At 68.6% G+C, this 15704-nt stretch carries 12 protein-coding genes, 1 other RNA gene and 3 pseudogenes; 6 read left to right on the forward strand and 10 right to left on the reverse strand.

Annotated elements, in window-relative coordinates:
* Positions 1-28: 28 nt before the first annotated feature.
* Positions 29-395, reverse strand: a transfer-messenger RNA (tmRNA) gene (gene ssrA, locus QE452_RS01520).
* A gap of 39 nt (positions 396-434) precedes the next feature.
* Here ssrA and QE452_RS01525 point away from each other — a divergent pair.
* The 6 genes and pseudogenes from QE452_RS01525 (at position 435) to QE452_RS01550 (ending at position 6670) form a co-directional block, all read left to right on the forward strand.
* Positions 435-866 carry an Rrf2 family transcriptional regulator gene (locus QE452_RS01525; protein ID WP_125995925.1) on the forward strand — a complete coding sequence of 144 codons (432 nt, stop codon included), beginning with the start codon at positions 435-437 and terminating at the stop codon, positions 864-866.
* Positions 867-915: 49 nt separating this feature from the next.
* Positions 916-1503: a thymidine kinase gene (locus QE452_RS01530; protein WP_309658383.1), complete on the forward strand. Its 588-nt coding sequence runs from the start codon at positions 916-918 to the stop codon at positions 1501-1503.
* A 4-nt stretch (positions 1504-1507) separates the two neighbouring features.
* A pseudogene (gene truB / locus QE452_RS01535) lies at positions 1508-2403 on the forward strand (tRNA pseudouridine(55) synthase TruB).
* A 14-nt stretch (positions 2404-2417) separates the two neighbouring features.
* Entirely contained in the window at positions 2418-2687 is a 270-nt protein-coding gene (gene rpsO / locus QE452_RS01540) for a 30S ribosomal protein S15 (RefSeq protein ID WP_125995922.1), read from the forward strand.
* Positions 2688-2846: 159 nt separating this feature from the next.
* Positions 2847-5204 carry a polyribonucleotide nucleotidyltransferase gene (gene pnp, locus QE452_RS01545; protein ID WP_309658385.1) on the forward strand — a complete coding sequence of 786 codons (2358 nt, stop codon included), beginning with the start codon at positions 2847-2849 and terminating at the stop codon, positions 5202-5204.
* Positions 5205-5497: 293 nt separating this feature from the next.
* Positions 5498-6670, forward strand: a complete 1173-nt coding sequence (locus QE452_RS01550; RefSeq protein WP_309658386.1) for a GGDEF domain-containing protein — start codon at positions 5498-5500, stop codon at positions 6668-6670.
* A gap of 222 nt (positions 6671-6892) precedes the next feature.
* On the opposite strand, the gene QE452_RS01555 is transcribed toward QE452_RS01550, so the two are convergent.
* The 9 genes and pseudogenes from QE452_RS01555 to QE452_RS01590 all read right to left on the reverse strand — a co-directional run bounded on the left by QE452_RS01555 (position 6893) and on the right by QE452_RS01590 (position 15493).
* Complete coding sequence (locus tag QE452_RS01555) at positions 6893-8683, reverse strand: hypothetical protein (RefSeq protein ID WP_309658387.1); 1791 nt, start codon at positions 8681-8683, stop codon at positions 6893-6895.
* Positions 8680-9762: a chemotaxis response regulator protein-glutamate methylesterase gene (locus QE452_RS01560; protein WP_309658388.1), complete on the reverse strand. Its 1083-nt coding sequence runs from the start codon at positions 9760-9762 to the stop codon at positions 8680-8682. The genes QE452_RS01555 and QE452_RS01560 overlap by 4 nt, the downstream gene beginning before the upstream one ends.
* A 3-nt stretch (positions 9763-9765) precedes the next feature.
* Complete coding sequence (locus QE452_RS01565; RefSeq protein ID WP_309658389.1) at positions 9766-10614, reverse strand: protein-glutamate O-methyltransferase CheR; 849 nt, start codon at positions 10612-10614, stop codon at positions 9766-9768.
* Positions 10615-10689: 75 nt separating this feature from the next.
* Positions 10690-11178, reverse strand: coding sequence for a chemotaxis protein CheW (locus tag QE452_RS01570; protein ID WP_309658390.1), 489 nt, complete (start codon positions 11176-11178; stop codon positions 10690-10692).
* Complete coding sequence (locus QE452_RS01575; RefSeq protein ID WP_309658391.1) at positions 11175-13076, reverse strand: methyl-accepting chemotaxis protein; 1902 nt, start codon at positions 13074-13076, stop codon at positions 11175-11177. Before QE452_RS01575 ends, QE452_RS01570 begins: the two co-directional genes overlap by 4 nt.
* A gap of 39 nt (positions 13077-13115) precedes the next feature.
* Positions 13116-13610 carry a chemotaxis protein CheW gene (locus tag QE452_RS01580; RefSeq protein ID WP_309658392.1) on the reverse strand — a complete coding sequence of 165 codons (495 nt, stop codon included), beginning with the start codon at positions 13608-13610 and terminating at the stop codon, positions 13116-13118.
* Positions 13607-14674: pseudogene (locus tag QE452_RS19000) on the reverse strand (methyl-accepting chemotaxis protein); the annotation flags it as partial. The pseudogene QE452_RS19000 and the gene QE452_RS01580, both read right to left, overlap by 4 nt.
* 111 nt (positions 14675-14785) lie before the next feature.
* Positions 14786-15313, reverse strand: a pseudogene (locus QE452_RS19005) (MCP four helix bundle domain-containing protein); the annotation flags it as partial.
* Between the two features lie 45 nt (positions 15314-15358).
* Positions 15359-15493, reverse strand: a complete 135-nt coding sequence (locus QE452_RS01590) for a hypothetical protein (RefSeq protein WP_309729500.1) — start codon at positions 15491-15493, stop codon at positions 15359-15361.
* Positions 15494-15704: the final 211 nt, after the last annotated feature.

Consider the following 15704-nt stretch of genomic DNA (forward strand, 5'->3'; position numbering starts at 1 on the left):
TCTGTTGCCCGGCCCTCCCGGTTGCCGCTGGAATCCCCTTCTGTTGCCCGGTGGGGTCCGACCGCGCTATTTTGGTGTAACGTCAGGCCGTGAGGCCCTCAGTTACGCCGCAATCGCGAGTGCTTCGTTATCGTTGGCACTTGTGTAATGGGCCGTTGCGGTGGTCCCATTCCGAGCGAAAACGGCGCCTTTCAATACACGTCGATCCTAGTTCGGCCCCGTCATTCCGGTCGCCCGACCCATGGCTGAAAGCCATGGTCGACCGGCCCGAATGGTGGAGCCGCCGGGTACCGCCCCCGGGTCCGCTGCATCTATTCTACGCCGCGATTTATCGCCATAGCCGGCCGAAGCCGGCACCGACCGATATAGGGCGTGCGCGGGCACATGCAAACGCCTTTCGCTCGCCACAAATCAGGACCATATCGACCCGCATCATGTTGACCCAGCGTTCCCGTTACGCCCTGCGCTCCCTGCTGTTCCTGGCCACCGCCCCGGTGGGCAGCGCGCCGATCCCGATGACGCGGATCGCGGCGGAAGCGAATGTGCCGCGCAAGTTCCTGGAACTGATCCTGGCCGACCTGCGCGAGGCGGGGCTGGTGCTGAGCCATCGCGGCAAGCATGGCGGCTATCTGCTGGCCCGGCCGGCGCACCTGATCTCGCTGGGCGACATCATCCGCACGATCGAGGGGCCGCTGGCGCTGGTCCCCTGCGTCAGCCGCACCGCCTATCGCCGCTGCACCGACTGCAAGGACGAGGCGGCCTGCGCGATCCGCCAGGCGATGGCCCGGGTGCGCGACGAGACCGCGCGCATCCTGGACGGGACCAGCCTGGCCGACGCCACGGCCGAGCAGCTGGTCGCGGCCTAGGCTTCGAACGGGCCTTTCGCCGGCGGCACAAGCTGGTAACGGGGCGGCGATGGCCAAGCTCTATTTCTATTATGCGTCGATGAACGCGGGCAAGTCGACCAACCTGTTGCAGGCCGACTTCAACTATCGCGAGCGCGGCATGGCGACGATGCTGTTCACCGCCGCGATCGACGACCGGTTCGAGGCGGGCACGATCGCGTCGCGCATCGGCCTGACCGCGCCGGCCACGCCCTTCGGCCCCGGCACCGACCTCTATGCCTGTATCGACGACCGCCATGCCGAGACGCCCTTGTCCTGCGTGCTGGTCGACGAGGCGCAGTTCCTGAGCGGCGGACAGGTCGACCAGCTCGCGCGCGTCTGCGACCGACTGGGCGTGCCGGTGCTGGCCTATGGCCTGCGCACCGATTTCCAGGGCGTGCTGTTCGAGGGATCGGCCCGGCTGCTGGCGCTGGCGGACGAGCTGACCGAGATCAAGTCGGTCTGTGTCTGCGGCCGCAAGGCGACGATGAACCTGCGCGTCGACGCGGAGGGTGCGCCGGTCGTGCAGGGATCGCAGACCGAGATTGGCGGCAACGACCGCTATGTCGCCCTGTGCCGTCGGCATCATGCCGAGGCGCTCCTCCAGGCGGAAGGATAAGGCGATGCACGGCTGGATCATCCTCGACAAGCCGCTGGGCCTGGGCTCGACGCAAGGGGTCGCCGCGGTCAAGCGCGTGCTGCGCCAGGGGCGGGCCATGGCAAGGTGAAGGTCGGCCATGGCGGGACGCTCGACCCGCTGGCGACCGGGGTGCTGCCGATCGCGGTCGGCGAGGCGACCAAGCTGGCCGGGCGGATGCTCGACAGCGACAAGGTCTATGCCTTCACCATCCGTTTTGGCGAGCAGACCGATACGCTGGACGCGGAAGGGCCGGTGATCGCGACCAGCCCGGTGCGGCCGGCGCGCGACGCGCTGGCGGCGGTGCTGCCGCGCTTCACCGGCCCCATCGCGCAGGTGCCGCCGATCTATTCGGCGCTCAAGGTCGATGGCGAGCGCGCCTATGACCTGGCGCGCGCCGGCGAAGCGGTGGAGCTGAAGAGCCGCGACGTGGTGATCCACGCGCTGACGATCGAGGCGGCGGCGGCGGACGGGCCGCTGGATGAGGCGACGTTGGTGGCGCATGTCTCCAAGGGCACCTATATACGCAGCCTGGCGCGCGACATCGCGCTGGCCCTCGACACGGTCGGCCATGTCACCATGCTGCGCCGGACCAAGGCCGGGCCTTTCGACCTGTCGGGCGCGATAACGCTGGACAAATTGAACGAAATGGGGCAGGCGCGCGCCCTTGAACAGATACTCCTGCCGTTGAGGGCGGGGCTGGACGACATCCCGGCTCTTGCTCTCTCTCCCGACCAGGCAGGGGCGCTCCGCCAGGGGCGTGTATTGGTCGGGGTGCATGCCGATGACGGCGCGGCCTTCGCGATGCTCGACTCCGCCCCCGTGGCGCTGGTCGACGTGATCGCGGGCGAGGTCCGTGTCGTTCGCGGCTTCAACCTCTGATTGAAAGGATGACGATGTCGATCACGGCAGAGCGCAAGCAGGCGCTGATCAAGGAACATGCCCGCGAAGAGGGTGACACGGGTTCGCCCGAGGTGCAGGTCGCGATCCTGACCGACCGCATCAAGAACCTGACGGAGCATTTCAAGGGCCACGCCAAGGACAACCATTCCCGCCGCGGCCTGCTGATGCTGGTGAACAAGCGTCGTTCGTTGCTGGACTATCTCCGCAAGAAGGACGGTGACCGGTATCTGGCACTGATCGCGAAGCTCGGCCTTCGCAAGTAATTCGGAAGGGCGCCCTCGCGGCGCCCTTCTCGTATCTGCCCGCCCGCAATTCGGCGCGGTGGGCATGGGGGCGATGAAGCGTCCCACACCGCCGCGGGCCGGTTAGCCCGCATCATAGGCCCCCGTCGCGATCGGCGCGGCGGGAGTGAAGGAAGCGATATGTTCGATACCAAGAAGGTGCAGATCGAGTGGGGCGGCAAGACGCTGACCCTCGAGACGGGCAAGGTTGCCCGTCAGGCCGACGGCGCGGTGATCGCGACGCTCGGCGAGACGGTCGTGCTATGCGCCGTCACCGCTGCCAAGACGGTCAAGGAAGGGCAGGACTTCTTCCCGCTCACCGTCCATTACCAGGAGAAGTTCTCCGCCAGCGGCCGCATCCCCGGCGGCTTCTTTAAGCGCGAGCGTGGCGCGACCGAGCGTGAGACGCTGGTCAGCCGCCTGATCGATCGCCCGATCCGCCCGCTCTTCCCCGAGGGCTTCTACAACGAGATCAACTGCATCGCGCAGGTGCTGTCCTATGACGGCGAGAACGAGCCCGACATCGTCGCGATGATCGCGGCCTCGGCGGCGCTGACCATCTCGGGCGTGCCGTTCATGGGCCCGATCGGCTGCGCGCGCGTCGGCTACAAGAATGGCGAGTATCAGCTCAACCCGACCGATGCCGAGGTGCTGGACGGCGATCTCGACCTGGTCGTCGCGGCGACGCACGACGCGGTGATGATGGTCGAGTCCGAGGCCAAGGAACTGTCGGAAGAGGTGATGCTGGGCGCGGTGGTGTTCGCGCACAAGGCGTCGCGCCAGATCGTCGACGCGATCATCGACCTGGCCGAGCAGGCCGCCAAGGACCCCTGGGAGCTCAAGCAGGGCGACGACCAGAAGGCGGTCAAGGCCGAGCTGAAGAAGCTGATCGGCAAGGACATCACCGCCGCCTACAAGCTGACCGACAAGCAGCAGCGCCAGACCGCGCTGGGCGAGGCGCGCGCCAAGGCGAAGGTGGCGATGGCCGACCGCACGCCGCAGGAGCAGCTCGCCGCCGCCAAGCTGGTCAAGAAGCTGGAGGCGGAGATCGTCCGCACCGCGATCCTGAAGGACGGCCGCCGCATCGACGGCCGCACCACCACGCAGATCCGTCCGATCGAGGCGGAGGTTCACTTCCTGCCGCGCTCGCACGGCTCGGCGCTGTTCACGCGTGGCGAGACCCAGACGATCGCGACCACGACGCTGGGCACCCGCGATGCGGAGCAGATGATCGACGGCCTGAACGGCCTGTCCTACCAGCACTTCATGCTGCACTATAACTTCCCGCCCTATTCGGTCGGTGAAGTGGGCCGCTTCGGTGCGCCGGGTCGTCGCGAAGTCGGCCATGGCAAGCTGGCGTGGCGCGCGCTGCATCCGGTGCTGCCGACCAAGGAGGAGTTCCCCTACACGATCCGCGTCACCAGCGACATCACCGAGTCGAACGGCTCGTCGTCGATGGCGACCGTCTGCGGCGGCTCGCTGGCGCTGATGGATGCGGGCGTGCCGATCAAGCGCCCCGTCTCGGGCATCGCCATGGGCCTGATCCTGGAGGGCAAGGACTTCGCCGTCCTGTCCGACATCCTGGGTGACGAGGATCACCTGGGCGACATGGACTTCAAGGTCGCCGGCACCAGCGAGGGCATCACCAGCCTTCAGATGGACATCAAGATCGCCGGCATCACCGAGGAGATCATGAAGGTCGCGCTGGCCCAGGCGCATGAGGGTCGCGCCCATATCCTGGGCGAGATGGCCAAGGCGCTGGATTCGACCCGCACCGAGCTGTCGGCGCACGCGCCGCGCATCGAGACCTTCACGATCGACAAGTCGAAGATCCGCGAAGTGATCGGCACGGGCGGCAAGGTGATCCGCGAGATCGTCGCCACCACCGGCGCCAAGGTCGATATCGACGACGAGGGCGTCATCAAGGTCTCGTCGTCCGACCAGAGCCAGATCGAGGCGGCGATCAACTGGATCAAGGGCCTGGTCGAAGAGGCCGAGGTCGGCAAGATCTATGACGGCAAGGTCGTCAACCTGGTCGATTTCGGCGCGTTCGTGAACTTCATGGGCGGCAAGGACGGTCTCGTCCACGTCTCGGAGATCAAGAACGAGCGGGTCGAGAAGGTGTCGGACGCGCTGTCCGAGGGCCAGGCCGTCAAGGTCAAGGTGCTGGAGATTGATCCGCGCGGCAAGGTGCGCCTGTCGATGCGCGTCGTCGACCAGGAGACCGGCGCCGAGCTGGAGGACACCCGTCCGGCGCGCGAACCGCGCGGCGACCGGGGTGATCGCGGCGACCGCGGCCCGCGGGCCGGCGGCGGCGATCGTGGTCCGCGTCGCGAGGGTGGCGGCGAAGGCCGTGGCCCGCGTCGCGATCGCGGCGACCGGGGCGGCGAGCGGTCCGGCGAGCGGGGCGAGGGCCGTGGCCCCCGTCGCGAGCGCGAGGGCGGCGAGGACGGTCCGGCGCCGTTCGCTCCGGCCTTCCTGACCGGTGATCGCGACTGATCATCCCCGATCCCGTCACGGAGGCCGGGTGACCGCGCCTCCGGATAGGACAAGACAAAAGCGACCGCGCGGGCCATCCGCACGGTCGCTTTTTGCATGATGGGGCCGATAACGTTCCCACGACGGGTTGCACCATATTGAAGGCAAATTGCGATAAAATCCGAGTTGCAACACCTTGGCGGCTGGATTAGCCCGCTCTCGGCTTAGAATATTCCAAGCGCGTCGTGCTTTCCCTCTATAGTCTTCGTCCGGATCGCCGAACCATGGTGCCGCAAGCCGTTTTGCCATTGCTGATGAACATGTTGACGGCATCGCTGTTCGGCATCAGCTTCGTCGTCATCGCCTGTCTCAATCCCGGCGCGCGGCGGATCGGCTGGATCGCGGCCAGCTATGGTTTCGGCGTGCTGGAGCCGGCCGCCCATCTGATCGTGGCGGCGGGGGGCTCGATGACGCTGTGGGATCGGTTCGGGCCGTGCAGCTTCCTGATCGGCCTGACCCTGATGGCCCCGGCGCTGTCCATCTTCCACCAACGCCGTCCGATGTGGCGCGGCTTCGCACTGATCGTCGGGGCGGGCCTGACCTATTTTGCGCTGCTGCGTCCCCTGGGCGGGGAGGATTTGTTACACAGGCTGATCTTCCAGTCCTTCTTCACCGCCAGCATGATGCTGTGCGCGTTCACCACCTGGCGCGACGCGCCCCGCTCGGCGATGAACCGGGTGCTGGTCGGCGTATTCCTGGTCACCGGCCTGCATTTCCTGGTGAAGCCGTTCCTGGCCGAACCGCTCGGATTCCATGGGGACCAAGCGTATCTGGGGTCCCTCTATGCCGTCATCTCGCAGGCGAGCACGGGCGTGCTGCTGGTCGCGGCCGGCCTGCTGATCCTGATCGCGGTGTTGCAGTCGATCGTGAAGACGCACCACGACCAGGCCCGCGTCGATCCGCTGACCGGCCTGCCCAACCGTCGCGCGCTGGAGGAGGCGTTCGACCGGCGCGTCGATCCCGTCCGGCACCGGCTGGGCCAGGTGGCGATGACGATCGCCATTCTCTATCTCGACCATTTCAAGAGCATCAACGACCGGCTGGGCCATGACGGCGGCGACGCCGTGCTGCGGCGGATCGCGCAATGCCTCGATGCATCGCGGCCGGACCAAGTGGTGCCGGCGCGGCTGGGTGGCGAGGAGTTCGTGCTGTTGATGCCGGATTATAATGCGGAGGCGGCGCGCCGGGTGTGCGAGGATATCCGCCGCATCATCGCCGAGCTGAAACTGCCCGACCTGCCGAGCCTGTCGGTCAGCATCGGGTTGACGGCCCTGAGTGCCGGGGAAACGCTGACCGCCGCGCTCCGTCGCGCCGACCAGGCCCTGTACGAGGCCAAGGCGGCCGGCCGCAACTGCTGCGTCGTGGCCAAGACGCGGGCGCCGACCCCTGAGCGCCCCCGCCTGGCCGTGGTGGGCGCGCGCGGCTAGCGCGGTTGTCCCAGCGGTCGAACCACCGTCATCGCCCTGCGGGCGAGCGCGTCACGGCGGTGATCCCATCCGATCGGAAATCGCGTTTGAGCAGGATGACATCGGGTTGACCCAAGCCGTCATTGCGAGCGCAGCGAAGCAATCCAGGGTCACGCACGCGGCTGTGGATTGCTTCGCTGCGCTCGCAATGACGTTTCTAGGTCAAGGTCATGTCATCGGGTTCTAGAACAGCGCGTCGTCGAACAGGTCGTCATCCGTCTCGTCGCCTGCCGGGGCGGCGGCGGCGGCGGCGATGGGCTGGCCGGTGACGGCGGCGTGGATCTCCCGCTCGCGCGCCATGGTGTAGCTGGCGACCAGCCGGTCGAGCATCGAGGCATGGAGGCGCGCCGCCTCGGGCGGCAGCTCCATATCCTCGCCCTGTTCGGCGATCTGGGTCAGCTCGCCCGCCAGCCGCCAGAGCGGCGCGCGCATCGCGTCGTTGCAGTCGACCCGCTCGATCGTCTCCTCCAGCACGCTGAGCGACTGGGCGGCATCCTCGCCGACCTTGGCCAGTTCGGTGTCGATATGCGCCGCGCCCTCGTCGATCGTGCGGAGCGCGGCCGACAGCGCCTCGCCGGCATCCGATCCCGCCTGCCCGCGCAACTCGCCCAGCCGGGACGCACTGGCGGAGAGCGTGCCGATCAGCGTGTCGATCTGGTCGACCTGCCGGTCCAGCACATTGGCGCAGTCATGGATATGCGCGGTGACGATCGTGAGCGGTCGGCTGTTGACGCCCGCCCGCATGCTGCGGAAGCCGGCGTTGAGCGCCATCAGCTGCACGTCGCGGCGGGCGCGGCGCATCTGGGCCAGCCGGCACACCATGCCGTCCGCCGCCTCGGAGGTCGCCGCCGCGATCCGGTCGACCTGGAGGTCGGCCTCGCGCAGCCGGCCGGTCAGCGTCGCCATCTCGGCGATCCCGTTCTTCAGCCGGTGGAGGAAGGTCTGGCCGCCGCCGTCCGCGCCGCCCTCCGCCGGCCCCGTGGCGGCGACCGTGCGGCTCATGTCCAGCAGCTGCTTCGCCTGGGGCAGGATGCGGCGCAGGCTGCCGACCAGCCGGTCCGTCTCGCCCTGGAACTGGTCGGTCGTGTCGGTGATCTGCGCCGCCAGCAGCATGGCCATGCGCCGCTGCACCAGCAGCGCGTCCTCGCCCGCCGGCAACTCGCTGACCAGGCGCGCGGCGGCGGCGAGATGCTCCAGTCGCTGGCGGGCGATATCGCCGACCTGCAACGCACCGATCGCCTCGGCGACATGACCGCGCACGGTGCGCGCCGCCGTGGCGATCCGGTCCGCCTGCACCGCCAGGTCCTCCTGATAGTCGCGCAACGCCCCCGCCTCGCGGATCAGCCGCTCGGGCACCATCGGCAGCACCTTGACGAATTCGGCAACCAGGTTCTGCTCGGCCTGGCGCGCGGCCGGTAGCGCGGCGTTCATCGCCTTCAACGCCTCGCCGAGCGCGGCGACATGGCTGTCGCTATGCTCGATCTTGTTCGTCATCTGGTTGGCGAAGTCGGTGAAGCCGCCGGTATCCGCGGCCACCACCTGCACGTTCAGGCCATAGACGCGCAGCAGGTCCAGCGTCTTGCGGACATCGTCCAGCACGCCGATCAGGCTGCGGCCGCTGCGGCCGATCCCGTCCAGCTCGGCATTGCGGCTGCGTTGCAGCGCCGGCAACTGGGTCAGCGACCGCGCGACGTCCAGCAGCCGGGCGATGGCGAGCTGGCCGCCCGACCCGTTCATCGCCGAGGTCATCCCCTCCAGCACGGCGATCAGCTGCTCGACCATCTGATATTCGAGGCCGAGCGCGTTGCCGGCGGCGACGAAGCGCATGTCCAGCCCGGCGGCGAGTTCGTCCAGCCGGTCGGCGATCCGAGCCAGGGGCGGCTGGTCCGCCGGTTGCGGCAGGACCATGTCCAGGCCCTGGATGGCGGTCGCCGCGATCGGCTCGCCGGTCGGCTGGGGGAAGGGGGCGGTCATCGCGTGCTGGCCGTCAGCAGGGCGCGAGCGATCTGGTCGAGCGGGACGACCCGTTCGGCGGCGCCGCGCGCGATCGCCTCCTTCGGCATCCCGAACACGATCGAACTCGCCTCGTCCTGCGCCACCGTCCGCGCACCGGCCTCGCGCATTTCCAGCAGGCCGCGCGCGCCGTCATCCCCCATGCCCGTCATGATGATCCCCACTGCATTGGACCCCGCCGACCGGGCGGCGGAGCGGAACAGCACATCGACCGAGGGGCGATGGCGCGACACCAGCGGCCCCTCGCGCACCGACACGCAATAGCGCGCACCCTGGCGCTCCAGCAGCGTGTGGCGCAGACCGCCCGGCGCGATCAGCACATGGCCGCGCATCACCGTGTCGCCGTCCTCCGCCTCCTTCACATCGACCTCGCAGATCGAGTTGAGCCGGCGGGCGAAGGCGCGGGTGAAGCTTTCGGGCATGTGCTGGACGATGACGATGCCCGGCGCATTGGCGGGCAGCGCCTCCAGCACCTCGCGCAGCGCCTCGGTGCCGCCGGTCGATGCGCCGATGCACACGACCATCTCGGTGGTGCGGCTCATCGCGCGGCCGGCGGCGGGCGGCGGCAGCATCGCGTCGGCGGTCAGCTTGGGCGCGGGGCCGCTGGGCACGCGAGGGCTGCGCGGCGAGACGCGGGCATGGGCCGCGCCCTTCACCGTGTCGCAGATCAGCTGGTGCGCTTCGTTCAAATGCTCGGTGACGCCGACGCGCGGCTTCAGAATGATGTCGACCGCGCCGGCCTCCAGCGCCTGGAGCAAGGTGTCCGATCCCTCCTCGACCAGCGAGGAACACATCACCACCGGCACCGGGCATTGCTGCATCAGCTTGCGCAGGAAGGTGATGCCGTCCATCCGCGGCATCTCCACGTCCAGCGTGATGACGTCGGGCACGCATTCCTGGATGTGGCGCGCGGCGGCGAAGGGATCGGAGGCGGCGGCGATCACCTCGATCTGCGGATCGGCGGACAGGATCGCGGTCATCGCCTGGCGCACGCTGGCGCTGTCGTCGATGACCAGCACGCGGATCTTGGGCAGCGGCATGGATCAGGCTTTCTGAAAGACGGTGCCGGCCACGGTCTGGACCGGAAGGTCCATGCCCGCGATCGTTTCCGAATGGCCGAGGAAGAGGTGACCGCCCGGGACCAGGCAGTCGAGCAGGCGGCGGATCACCTTCTCCTGCGTCGGTTGATCGAAATAGATCAGGACGTTGCGGCAGAAGATGATGTGCATGGGATCGCCCACGCCGTAGCGCGGGTCCATGAAGTTGAGCCGGCCGAAGCCGATCGCGGCGCGCAGTTCCGGGACCATGCGGATCTCCGCCCGATCGCCCCGCGCGGCCATCATGTAGCGGCGGCGGAGCAAAGCCGGCACCGGCTCGACCATGCTGGTCGGATAGACGCCGCGCCGCGCCGTCTCTAGCACCTCGGTATCGATGTCGGTGGCGAGGATGCCGTAGCTGCAGGGCTGGGTCATGCAGAACTGGTCGAGCAGCATCGCCAGCGTATAGGGCTCCGCGCCGGTCGAGCAGCCCGCGCTCCACACCCGGAGGCGGCGTTCCCCGGCCGCGACCAGCGCCGGTAGCACGCGCGCGGTCAGATAGTCGAAATGCTTGGGCTCGCGGAAGAAGTCGGTCTTGTTGGTGGTCAGCGCATTGACCAGCAACTCCGCCTCGGTGGCGAGGGTGGCGGGATCGGCGAAGACATGCTCGCAATAATCGGCGACCGAGGCGAAGCCGCTGGCGCGCGCCCGCCGCCGCAGCCGCCCTTCGACGAGCAGGCGCTTGCTGGGCGGCGTCTTGATGCCGCTATGCTGTTCGATGAAGGCGGCGACACGCTTGAAATCGTGCGAGTTCAACTCGCTGCCGGGGGCGGCAATAGGATCATAGGCCGTCATGGAGCGTCTCGATGCTTCTCAAGGGAGAGGGCTGGAAAGGGCATCGCATTCTGCGTGCCCGTGGATCGGGGGCGGTCAGGGCGGCGTCACGTCCGGAAAGGAGAGGCGGGCCAGATCGAGCAGCAGCACGAAGCCGGTGTCGCGCCGCACCACCCCGGCCAGATAATCGACCTGCCAGCGGACGCCGATCTCCGGCGGCCGGTCGATCTCGGCACCGTCGAAGCTGACCACGTCCATCACCCGGTCGACCACCAGTCCCAGCGTCGCCGACCGGCCGTCCGCGTCCCGGACCTCGGTCACCAGGATGCAGCTCGACAGGCTCGGCGGGGCGGCTGCGAAGCCCAGCCGGACATGCAGGTCGATCAGCGGCACCGCCACGCCGCGCACGTCGAGCAGGCCGAGCAGCCAGTCCGGCCCCTCCGGCACGCGCGAGGCGGGGCGATATTCCAGGATCTCGCGAACGGTGGCGACCGGCAGGGCGAAGGTCTCCGACGCCAGCGCGAAGACCACCGCCTGGACGGACCCGCCGGCCGAGGCCGCGACCGGGTGCGCGATCGCGGTCATGCGACGCGTCCGAAGGCGTCGTCGTCGCCGTCCGGTCCGCCCTTGTTGAGGTCGAGCGCGAAGCCATGCGCGCGCGCCTGCTGCTGCGCGACCGATCCGGCGCGAGCGGACCTGGCGACGCTCTTTGGCCTCTTGGCGGCGGGCCGGGCGACCGGGACGGAGCGCTTGTCCTCGCGCACGCGGAAGAAGGCGGTGGTGGCCTGCAACTCCTCGGCCTGTCCGGCGAGCGCCTCGGACGTGGCGTTCATCTGCTCGGCGGCGGAGGCATTCTGCTGCGTCACCTGGTCGAGCTGCTGGATCGCCTCGTTGATCTGGCCCGCACCGATATCCTGTTCGCGGCAGGCGGCGCTGATCTCGGCGACCAGTTCGGCGGTGCGGCGGATGTCGGGCACCAGCCGGGTCAGCATGTCGCCGGCCTTGGTCGCGGCGAGGACCGTTTCGGAGGATACCGCACCGATCTGGGTGGCGGCGACCTGGCTGCGTTCGGCCAGCTTGCGCACCTCGGCGGCGACCACCGCGAAGCCGCGACCATGTTCGCCCGCTCGCGCCGCTTCCACCGCCGCGTTCAGCGCCAGCAGGTCGGTCTGGCGGGCGATCTCCTGGACGATGCCGATCTTCTCGGCGATGGTGCGCATCGCCTGCACCGCCCGGTCGACCGCGACGCCGCTGTCCTGCGCGTCGATCGACGACTGGCGCGCGATCTTCTCGGTCTGGGCGGCATTGTCGGCATTCTGTTTGATATTGGCGGCCATCTGCTCCATCGATGCCGAGGCCTGTTCGGCGGCGGCGGCCTGCTCGGTCGCGCCCTGCGAGACCTGCTCCGACGAAGAGGAGAGCTGCTGGCTGCCCGAGGCGACGTGATCGGCCGCGCCCGCGACATTGACGGCGAAGCTCGACAGATTGTCGATCAGGGTGTTGATCGCATCCTTCATGCGCTGGTGATCGCCCTCGCACGCGATCTCGACGCGTTCGAGCAGCGACCCGGTGCTGACCAGGTCGAGCACGCGGTTGCCCTCGCCGATCGGCAGCAGGATCGCATCCAGCATCCCGTTGATGCCCGTCACCAGCTGCCCGAAATCACCGGGGAAGCGGTTCGCGTCGCCCCGCTCGTTCAACCGGCCGGCGGTGGAGGCCGCGATCAGCCGCTGGATCTCGCCGATGATCGCCTGGAAATTGGCGCGCAGCAGTTCGATCGTCTCGTTGATGAACGCCTTCTTGCCGGGCAGCTGCTCCATCGTCGCGTCGAAATTGCCCGCGCCGAACTGGCGGACGCAGGCCATGGCCTGCTTCTTGGCGGCGATATGGTTGGCGACCATGTCGTTCAGGCCGCGCGCCATCACCGCGAAGTCGCCCCGGAACTGGTCGACGGGCAGGAACACGTCGATGTCGCCGCGATCATGCTCGGACGACATGCGGTTCATCTCGGCGATGAAGTGCTTCAGATTGTGGCGAAGCTGCTCGATCGTGTCGCTGATGAAGGCCTTTTTGCCCGGAAAGGTCTGGAGTGGCGCGTCGAACTCGCCCTGGGCCAGCGACTTGACGCAGGCCATCGCCATCGTCTTCACGCCGATATGGCTGGCGACCAGGACATTGACCAGTCGCGCGGCGGTGGCCAGTTCGCCCTGGAACTCCTCCACCGGCACCACCACCTCGATATCGCCGCGATCATGTTCGGAGGCCATGTGCGCCAGTCGCTTGACCAACAGGCTGGTCGGTGCGCCGGCGGCGTCGAGCAGGTCGTTGACCGCGACCAGCACGTCCCGCGCCTTGCCGGTGGCGGCCGACAGGTCGGCCCGCGCGTCCGTCCGCCCCGTGGTGAAGGCGCGTTGCAGACGCGTGATCTCGGCCGTCGCTGCATCGACATGCGAGGATGTCTTGAGCGACAGGTGGAACGACATGGGACGGATCCTTTACCGGAGCGGAGAGGGCGGCGGGGTTCAGGCGGCGGTGCGCAGGGGCGGCGGCGTCGTGGCCAGATCCTCGCTCGCGAACAGGCGGGCAGGGTCGAGCAGCGCGACGAAGCCATCGTCGCGGCGCACGAAGCCCGTCAGGTAATCGACGCGCCAGCGCACGCCGATCTCCGGCGTCTCGCCGATCTCCGACATGGCGAAGCTGACCACGTCCATCACCCGGTCGACGACCAGGCCCAGCGTGGCGGGGCGATCGTCGTCCTGCACCACCTCGATCACCAGGACGCAGGTCGAGACGGTCGGCTCCACCGCGGCGAAGCCCATGCGGACGTGCAGGTCGATCATCGGCACCGCCACGCCGCGCACGTCGAGCAGGCCGAGCAGCCAGGCCGGCCCCTCCGGCACGCGGGAGGCGGGGCGATGCTCCAGGATCTCGCGGACCATCGTCACCGGGATGGCGAAGGTCTCCGATCCCAGCGCGAAGACGACCGCCTGCACGGCCTCCGTGCCCCGGTCGCTCATGCCGCGCGACCGAAGGCCGCATCCTCGCTGTCGGGGCCACCATTGTTCAGGTCGAGCGCGAAGCCCTGCGCCAGCGATTGCTGGTGCGCGACCGTGCCGATGCGCGGGGCCGGCTTGGCGGCGGCGCGCTTCGCCGGCGGCTTGGCCTTGGCCCTGGCGGCCGGCTGGGCGGCGCGGCGGGCCGGAGTGCGCACGCGTGCGGTGGCATGGCCGTCGCCGATCCGGAAATAGGCGATGCTGGACTGCAGCTCCTCGGCTTGGCCGGCCAGGGTTTCGGACGTGGCGCTGATCTGCTCGGAGGCGGAGGCGTTCTGCTGCGTCACCTGGTCGAGCTGCTGGATCGCCTCGTTGATCTGGCTGGCGCCGACATCCTGTTCGCGGCAGGCGGCGCTGATCTCCGCGACCAGTTCGGCGGTGCGGCGGATGTCGGGGACCAGCTTGGTCAGCATCTCACCCGCCTGGGTGGCGGCTGCGACGGTGTCGGACGAAACAGCGCCGATCTCGGCGGCGGCGACCTGGCTGCGTTCGGCCAGCTTGCGCACTTCGGAGGCGACGACCGCGAAGCCGCGACCATGTTCGCCGGCCCGCGCCGCCTCGACCGCGGCGTTCAGCGCGAGCAGGTCGGTCTGGCGGGCGATCTCCTGGACGATGCCGATCTTCTCGGCGATGGTCCGCATCGCCTGCACCGCCTTGGTGACGGCGACGCCGCTTTCCTCGGCGTCGCGCGCGGACTGGCGGGCGATCTTCTCGGTCTGGGCGGCATTGTCGGCATTCTGTTTGATGTTGGCGGCCATCTCTTCCATCGAGGCGGAGGCCTCTTCGGCGGCAGCGGCCTGTTCGGTCGCGCCCTGCGACACCTGCTCGGAGGAGGAGGAAAGCTGCTGGCTGCCCGACGCGACGCTGGCCCCGGCCTCGGTCACGTCGCCCAGCACGGTGCGCAGCCGGTCGGACATGGCGTTCAGCCCGGCGACCAGGTCGGCGATCTCATCGTTGCTCTTGACCTGCACATCGTTCTGCAGGTCGCCGCCGGCGATCGTGTCGATCGCCTCGCGCGCGACGCGCAGACCCCGCGTGACCACCACCGAAATCCATACCGCGCCGCCGATCGCGAGCAGCAAGGCCCCCGCCGCGATCGCGAGCAGCGACATGCGCGCGGAGCGGAAGGTCGCATCCGCCTCGGCCGTGGCGGCGGCCATCTGGCGCTTGTTCAGGGTGGCGATGCCTTCCGTGATCGTCGCCATATATTGCGCCTTCGTCCGGGCGGCGCCGATCGTGACCGCAATGGCCGCGTCCCGGTCGCCGGCGGCGACGGCGGCGCGAAGCTGGTCGTTCAAGCCCTGATAGAGCTGGAACTCGTCCCGAAGCTTCATCCATTGTGGCCGGCCGGCGTCGCTGGCGCCATCCACGCCCGCCATGATGGCGTCCCGCGCCTCGCCGCGCAGGCGCAGCATCTTGGCATCCAGCTCGGCGGTGAACTTGGGATCGCTGCTCAGCACCAGGTTCTTCTCCAGCCGGACGATCATGCCGATCTTGGAATCGATGCCCTGTGACCGGCTGAGTCGCGCGGCCGGTCCGCTCAACACCTCGTTCATCGAGGTGTTGAGCACGTTCATGCGGCTGACGCCGATCGCGACGATCACCAGCATCATGCTCACGAGCAAGGTGAAGGTAATGCCGAGTTTCATCTTGATAGTAGCGCGCATCACACGGCTCCTTGTTCGAATGTCTGGCGGGGGTGGCTGGTCATGTCAGGCTGCCTTGCCGAAGGCTGCGTCATCGGCGTCGGGGCCGCCGGCGGTCAGGTCGAGCGCATGGCCATGGACGCGGGTCTGTCGGTCGGCGACCCAACCGCGCGGCGCGGCCTTGGCGGGGTGGGCGGGCATGGCGCGGCGCGTGGCGGCGGGAATCCCTTGAGCGCCGTGGGTCTTCGACCATGTCGTTGAGCGGACCATATCCGCCTCCGACGGGATGACGACATGCGCCCCCGGCGCCATCACGATGATGCTGCCCGGGCACAATTTGGACTTCCGAGAGATCGAAAGATGGGTGGAAAAGCGCATCATCGTGATCCTGTTGGAACCATTATAGACGGCG

Origin of the sequence: Sphingomonas sp. SORGH_AS_0438 (genome assembly GCF_031453475.1) — a bacterium.
Lineage (GTDB): Bacteria > Pseudomonadota > Alphaproteobacteria > Sphingomonadales > Sphingomonadaceae > Sphingomonas.